This is a genomic window from Streptomyces sp. PU-14G (assembly GCF_041028275.1).
Taxonomy (GTDB): Bacteria; Actinomycetota; Actinomycetes; order Streptomycetales; family Streptomycetaceae; genus Streptomyces.
In genome coordinates, this window is the sequence record NZ_JASKYT010000387.1 from 1 (window position 1) to 6,126 (window position 6,126).

A 6,126-nucleotide genomic window follows, 5' to 3' on the forward strand; every position below is an offset into this window, starting at 1 on the left:
CCTCCACCCCCTCGCCGCCCGCGCCTTCGGCTTCCCCCGCGCCCTCGCCCACGGGATGTGGACCTTCGCCCGCTGCCTGGCGGCCCACGAGGCGGACAGCGGCGGCCGGGCCGACGGCATCGGCTACGCGGAGGCGGACTTCAGGGCGCCGGTGCTCCTCCCGACCCGGGTCGCGTACGCCGCGGACCCGGCCACCGGCGCCTTCGAGCTGCGCGGGACGGGCGAGCGGCCCCGGCTCCACCTCGCCGGGCGCGTCAGCCCAGGCACGGGGAGCCACGGCGAAACCGTCACCCGTTCGGCGTAACAGGAGGGGCGGGGGCACAGACCCGGTGGTTGCGTGGCTGGAGTAGCGATCCTCTATGACGGGAGACCGGGTAATGGTCGTCGCGAAACTGCACGAAGCAGGCCTGCGGGCCGAACACGCCTACTGCGCGGCCCTGGCCTCGGTCGGCATCTCGTTCCTGAGCTGGGCCGCGTCCGTCAAGGCGGAGAAGGCCGGCACGGACAGGGCCGACCGGTGGGGCATCTTCATCGGCGAGTGGGCGCCCACGTTCTTCGGCCTGGGCCTGGCCCTCTCCCAGTACGAGAACGGGGGCTCCCGCTGGAAGAAGTAGCCGCTCACCTCGGCGCCGGGACCCACCGGGCGCCCTTGGTGAGGTTCTCCAGGCCGGCCCAGCAGAAGTTCATCAGCGTCGCCGCCGTCTCCCTCGCGGAGGGGGCGGCGTCGGCGTTCTGGGCCGTCCACGTGTTGGCCCACTCGGCCAGCGACTCCGCCGCGCCCACCAGCGCGTGCGCCAGCCCCGAGACCTCACGCTCGGCCAGGGCACCGTCGCACCCGGCGTCCTGCGCGGCCTGCGCCAGCAGCGCCGTCACCAGAGTGAGCACCTCGACGCGCATCGCGGCGACCTCCCGTGCGAACGGCTCGCCCTGGGTGCGGGCACGGTGGAGCACCGCGACCCCGTCGGGGCGCGCCGCGGTGTGCGCGAAGAACGCCGTCAGCCCGTTCCACAGCTGCTGGTCGGCCGAGACGCCGCGCTCCCGTGTGCCCTGCCGCACCGCCGCCACCAGCGCGCCGATCTCCCGCCGCACACAGGCCGTGAACAGGTCCTCCTTGGACTTGAGATACAGGTACACCAGCGGTTTGGAGACCCCGGCGGCCTCCGCGATGTCGTCCATGGAGGCGGCCTGGTAGCCGTGGCGCGCGAAGGCGGTCACGGCGGCGTCCAGCATCTGCCGCTCCCGCACCTCGCGCGGCATCCGCTTCTGCCCCACGCTGTCCAACCCCTCTTCCCCGTCGCCCCGTCTGCCCCGTACCGCGTCAACTCCGGTCCTCCGCAAGCGTACGCGCCCCCGGCCTGGGGCCGGGGGCGCGCGGACGGAGCAGGCGGGCAGGTCAGCCGGTGGTGACGGGCTCCTGCTGGACGGCCGGGCGGGGCCCGACGGAGGTGTCGGCGTCCTCGATGCTGAAGCTGCGGGCGTGGGCGAACATCTCGCGGTCCAGGATCTTCTCCTTGGCGGAGACCAGGACGGGGATGACGACCTGCCCCGCGACGTTCGTCGCCGTGCGCATCATGTCCAGGATCGGGTCGATGGCCAGCAGCAGACCCACGCCCTCCAGGGGCAGGCCCAGGGTCGAGAGCGTCAGCGTGAGCATCACCGTCGCGCCCGTGAGCCCCGCCGTGGCGGCCGAGCCGATCACCGAGACGAAGACGATCAGCAGGTACTCCTTGAGCCCCATGTCCACGTGGAAGAACTCGCCCACGAAGATGGCCGCGATCGCCGGGTAGATGGAGGCGCAGCCGTCCATCTTCGTCGTCGAGCCGAACGGCACCGCGAAGGACGCGTACTCCTTGGGCACCCCGAGCCGCTCGGTGACCTTCTGCGTCAGCGGCATGGTGCCGACCGACGAGCGGGAGACGAACGCCAGCTGGATCGCGGGCCAGGCGCCCTTGAAGAACTGGAGCGGGTTGACCTTGGCGACCGTGCCCAGCAGCAGCGGGTAGACGCCGAAGAGGACCAGCGCGCAGCCGACGTAGATGTCGGCGGTGAACGTGGCGTAGCTGCCGATCAGGTCCCAGCCGTAGTCCTTGATGGCGGTGCCGATCAGACCGATGGTGCCCACCGGAGCGAGCCGGATGATCCACCACAGCGCCTTCTGGAGCAGCGCCAGGACGGACTCGCCCAGCTTCAGCAGGGGCTCGGCCTTCTCGCCCAGCTTGAGCGCGGCGATGCCGACGACGACCGCCATGAAGACGATCTGGAGCACCTGGAGTTCGGTGAACGGCGTGATGACGTCCTTCGGGATGATCCCGGTGAGGAAGTCCAGCCAGGAGCCCTGGGTGTCCGGCTTGGCGGCGTCCTTGGCGGACAGCCCCGTCCCCGACCCCGGGTTGGTGACCAGGCCGATGAGCAGCCCGAGCGCCACGGCGATCAGCGAGGTCGCCATGAACCACAGCAGGGTGCGGGTGGCGAGCCGCGCCGCGTTGTGCACGTTGCGCAGGTTGGTGATCGAGATGGTGATCGCGAAGAAGACCAGCGGGGCGACGGCCAGCTTCAGCAGCTGGACGAAGATCTCACCGATCTTGGTGAGGGTGGTGCCCAACCAGGCGACGTCCCAGTTGTTGGCGACCCAGCCGAGGACCACGCCGAGGACGAGGCCTGCCAGGATCTGTACCCAGAAGGGGACGTTGGGTATGCGGAAGCCCTTCGCGGGCGTGGCGGTATCGGACGGTGACGAGGACACGGACCTACTCCGGGGGCGTCTTCGAGCGAACTCCCCAAGGGAGCGCGCTCTTGGCTGAAAGGGGCGTCGCGAGCAGGGATCGCAGAACGGTGCGGTCGATTCGCGCCGGAGGGTAGTCCGGCCGCGCTGTCAGCGACAGGTCGCCGACATACAGCGGCACAGATCGACGTGCAGCCGTGCCACGAGCGCCAGGCCGGGCCTTGCCCGGTGCGCGTCGGAAGTGGGGGCTGCGTTCGTCATGGCCGTCACGCTAACACTCCGTCTTTGGCTTACCCAAAGCATTCCTTTGGGGGGCGGTTACGGAACAGCTCAACGCCCCGCCGGGAGAAGCGCATTCCCGGCGGGGCGTCGACGACGGTGTGACGAGGGTTACACGGCTACACGGTCCGCGACTCGCCGCGCTGCTGGGCCCCGTCCTCCTGGGACTGGTTGGCCGCCAGCCGCTCCTTGGCCCGGCCCACACCGCCCACGATCTGCTCGGACATGGCGTCCCGCTGCTTGCGCAGCAGCACATAGCTGAGGGGCGCCGAGACGACCAGCGCCAGCAGCACCATCCAGATCGGGTTCGACTTGCCGATACCCGACGGAATGATGCCGAACTGCGCCAGCAGCCCGACGACGACGAGGCAGCCGACGAAGATGCCAAGCCGCATGGTGGTGTAGCGGAGCGTGGCGTGCGACCTGCTGCTGCTCACGGTGTCTTCTCCATGCATTTGGGCGTTTCGCGGACCCTTCCAGTCAAGCACAGCCCCCGCGGCGATCTTCGGCGCCCCCGGACCCCGCCGGGACCGCACCGGGACCGCACCGGGACCGCACCGGCGTCACTCCAGCATCCGCGCGGCCACCCGCAGGTCGGCGAGGAAGCCCGCGTACACCTCGTCCCGGTTCTCCGCACGCAGGATCGCGGAGGGATGGATCGTCGGTACCACCCGCTCCGAGCGCCCCTGCACCTCACGCTCCGTACAGGTGCCGCGCTCCTTGGTGACACGGAACGACGAACCGAACAGCGCCTTGCCCGCCGTCGCCCCCAGCACCACCAGCACCTCGGGCTCCGTCAGCGCCAGCTCGGCGGCCAGCCACGGCCCGCACGCCGACATCTCCCGCAGCGTCGGCGGCTTGTGGATACGCCGCTTCCCCCGTCCCTCCTCGTGCGCCCACTTGAAGTGCTTGACGGCGTTGGTGACGTACGCCTGCGCCGGATCGATCCCCGCCTCGCCCAACGCCCGGTCCAGCATCCCGCCCGCCGGGCCCACGAACGGCTCACCCCGCCGGTCCTCCTGGTCCCCTGGCTGCTCCCCGACGAGGAGGACACGGGCCCGGGCGTCCCCGCTGCCGAAGACCGTCTGCGTCGCGTCCCGGTGCAGCGGGCACCCACGGCACGTGGCAGCGGCTTCCCGCAGCCTGCGCAACCCCGCGTTGCCCCGCCCCGGCCGATCCGGCAGGAACGGCGACGCGTCGTACGCCTCCTCGGGCCGGCCCGCGCCCTCGCCGCCACCCGCGCTCTTCCTGCGACCCGCGTCCTTGTCAGCTGCCATACCGCTCGCGGTACCCCTCACCCCGCCGGCTCTCACAGGCCGTCTGGGGCTTACACCCGCATGGGCTGGGGCGCCTCGCGGCGGTCCGGGTCCGGTCCTTCGAAAGAGCGCAGGACACCGTAGTGGGCGTCGCGCTCGACCGGGCGGAAGCCGGTGTCACGGATGAGCTCGACCAGCTCGTCCCGCGTGAGGACGTCGGCGTCCCGCGAGGTCTCGGCGGCCGGCGGGCCCGCCATCTCGTCCGCACCGTGCTGGAGCGCCAACTGGGACGTCTGCGCCCCGTGCACCGCCCAGCGGGCCGCCACGTGCGCCACGTTGTCCAGCAGCAGCCGGCAGACGGCGAACGTCGCCAGGACCTCGGCGCCGGTCGCGCCCTGCGGCCCCTCGTGGCGCAGCGGGAGGAGGGCGCGGAATCCGCCGGTCTCGTCCTGGAGTTCGCGCAGGCGCAGCAGGTGGTCCACCCGCTCGGCGCTCTCCTCGCCGTATCCGAAACGCACCGTGCACACGGTGGTGAGGCCCTTGTGATGCGCCAGCCGGTGGACACGGGCCCAGTCCGTCCAGCCCTCGCCCTCCGCCTGCCGCGCCACGTCCTCGGCTTCCGCGCCGGACCCCTCGAAGCCGTCGGCCAGGGAGGCCGGAGCGGCGGCCAGCAGCTCGTCCAGCACCTCGCTCTCGCTCACCTTCGAGGCGACGGCGAAACGGCTGACGTCGGCGGCCGTGAACGCGCGCAGCGCCACCGCCTCGGGCAGGGCGGCACGCAGCGCCCGCAGGGCCCGCACGCAGTGCTCCCAGATCGCGCCTGGGCCCGTGGCCAGGTGCAGCTCGGTGGCGCCCTCGGCCGCGAGGCGGGTGGCGGACTCGACCATGGCGTCCACGTCGTCGGTGAGTTCGAGACGGCGGTGCTCGGCGAAGTACGCCACGTCGCCGTTCTTCAGCGCCCGCGCCTCGTGCGCCAGACCGCCGAGCCAGGCCAGGTCGTCGGAAGCGAAGAGCGCGACCCCGTCCTCGCGCCCCAGTCGCTCACCGGAGCGGACCTTCTTTTCGACGTTCCCGATGTTCCCGGCATTCCCGACGTTCCCGGCGGCCCCGGCGTTCTCGGCGGCCCCGACGTCCTCGACGCCTTCCGGGCCGTTCTCGACGTCCGCCGGCCGTCGCCGCAGCTCCGCGTCCATTCCTCGCGCCACCTGCCTGCCTCGTTGGTGCTTCTCGCGGTGCGGTCACCTTCCGCGGTCCCGGACACCCCCGACGGGGCCTTCCCCGGGGCCTTCCGGCGCCTCCGCGCGTCCCGACGACACTACGCCAGGCCGCCCGCACCTCACTCCTCGGGCAGCTCGCCCACCCGGTTCTCCCACTTGGTCGACAGCACGATCGTGGTGCGCGTGCGCGAGACGCCCTCCGTGCCCGACAGCCGGCGGATGGTGCGCTCCAGCCCGTCCACATCACCCGCCCGCACCTTGAGCATGTACGAGTCGTCACCGGCGATGAACCAGCAGTCCTCGATCTCGTGCAGCGACCGCAGCCGCCCCGCCACGTCCTCGTGGTCCGTCGCGTCGGTCAGCTGGATGCCGATGAGCGCCGTCACCCCGAGCCCCAGCGAGGGCGCGTCGACAGTGGCGCGGTAGCCGGTGATCACCCCGGCCGCCTCCAGCCGGTTGATCCGGTCGGTGACGCTGGGCCCCGACAGCCCCACCAGCCGCCCCAGTTCCGCGTAGGAGGCCCTCCCGTTCTCCCGCAACGCCTGGATGAGCTGCCTGTCCACCGCGTCCATGGTGCCGCTGCCTCCCGTTGTCGAAGTCCGGACCACGAATCTAAGGCATGGGCCCGACACCGCCCCGCCCAAGCTCCCCC

7 protein-coding genes and 1 pseudogene are annotated in these 6,126 nt (G+C 71.8%); 2 read left to right on the forward strand and 6 right to left on the reverse strand.

Annotation, left to right across the window (positions count from 1 at the left end):
- Positions 1–304: pseudogene (locus AB8Z75_RS29515) on the forward strand (hypothetical protein); the annotation flags it as partial.
- A 73-nt stretch (positions 305–377) separates the two neighbouring features.
- Positions 378–614: a hypothetical protein gene (locus AB8Z75_RS29520; RefSeq protein ID WP_114023603.1), complete on the forward strand. Its 237-nt coding sequence runs from the start codon at positions 378–380 to the stop codon at positions 612–614.
- A gap of 4 nt (positions 615–618) precedes the next feature.
- Here AB8Z75_RS29520 and AB8Z75_RS29525 read toward each other — a convergent pair whose 3' ends face one another.
- The 6 genes from AB8Z75_RS29525 to AB8Z75_RS29550 form a co-directional block, all read right to left on the reverse strand.
- Positions 619–1,257, reverse strand: coding sequence for a TetR/AcrR family transcriptional regulator (locus AB8Z75_RS29525; RefSeq protein ID WP_369207314.1), 639 nt, complete (start codon positions 1,255–1,257; stop codon positions 619–621).
- Between the two features lie 136 nt (positions 1,258–1,393).
- Positions 1,394–2,743: a dicarboxylate/amino acid:cation symporter gene (locus AB8Z75_RS29530; protein ID WP_369207305.1), complete on the reverse strand. Its 1,350-nt coding sequence runs from the start codon at positions 2,741–2,743 to the stop codon at positions 1,394–1,396.
- Between the two features lie 377 nt (positions 2,744–3,120).
- Positions 3,121–3,438 carry a DUF4229 domain-containing protein gene (locus AB8Z75_RS29535; protein WP_369207307.1) on the reverse strand — a complete coding sequence of 106 codons (318 nt, stop codon included), beginning with the start codon at positions 3,436–3,438 and terminating at the stop codon, positions 3,121–3,123.
- 126 nt (positions 3,439–3,564) lie between these two features.
- Complete coding sequence (locus AB8Z75_RS29540; protein WP_369207309.1) at positions 3,565–4,278, reverse strand: UdgX family uracil-DNA binding protein; 714 nt, start codon at positions 4,276–4,278, stop codon at positions 3,565–3,567.
- A gap of 50 nt (positions 4,279–4,328) precedes the next feature.
- On the reverse strand, positions 4,329–5,462 hold the full coding sequence (locus AB8Z75_RS29545; RefSeq protein ID WP_369207311.1) for a hypothetical protein: 1,134 nt from the start codon (positions 5,460–5,462) through the stop codon (positions 4,329–4,331).
- Between the two features lie 131 nt (positions 5,463–5,593).
- The gene (locus tag AB8Z75_RS29550; RefSeq protein WP_114018789.1) at positions 5,594–6,046 is read right to left on the reverse strand and encodes an Lrp/AsnC family transcriptional regulator; all 453 of its coding nucleotides are present in this window, start codon (positions 6,044–6,046) and stop codon (positions 5,594–5,596) included.
- Positions 6,047–6,126: the final 80 nt, after the last annotated feature.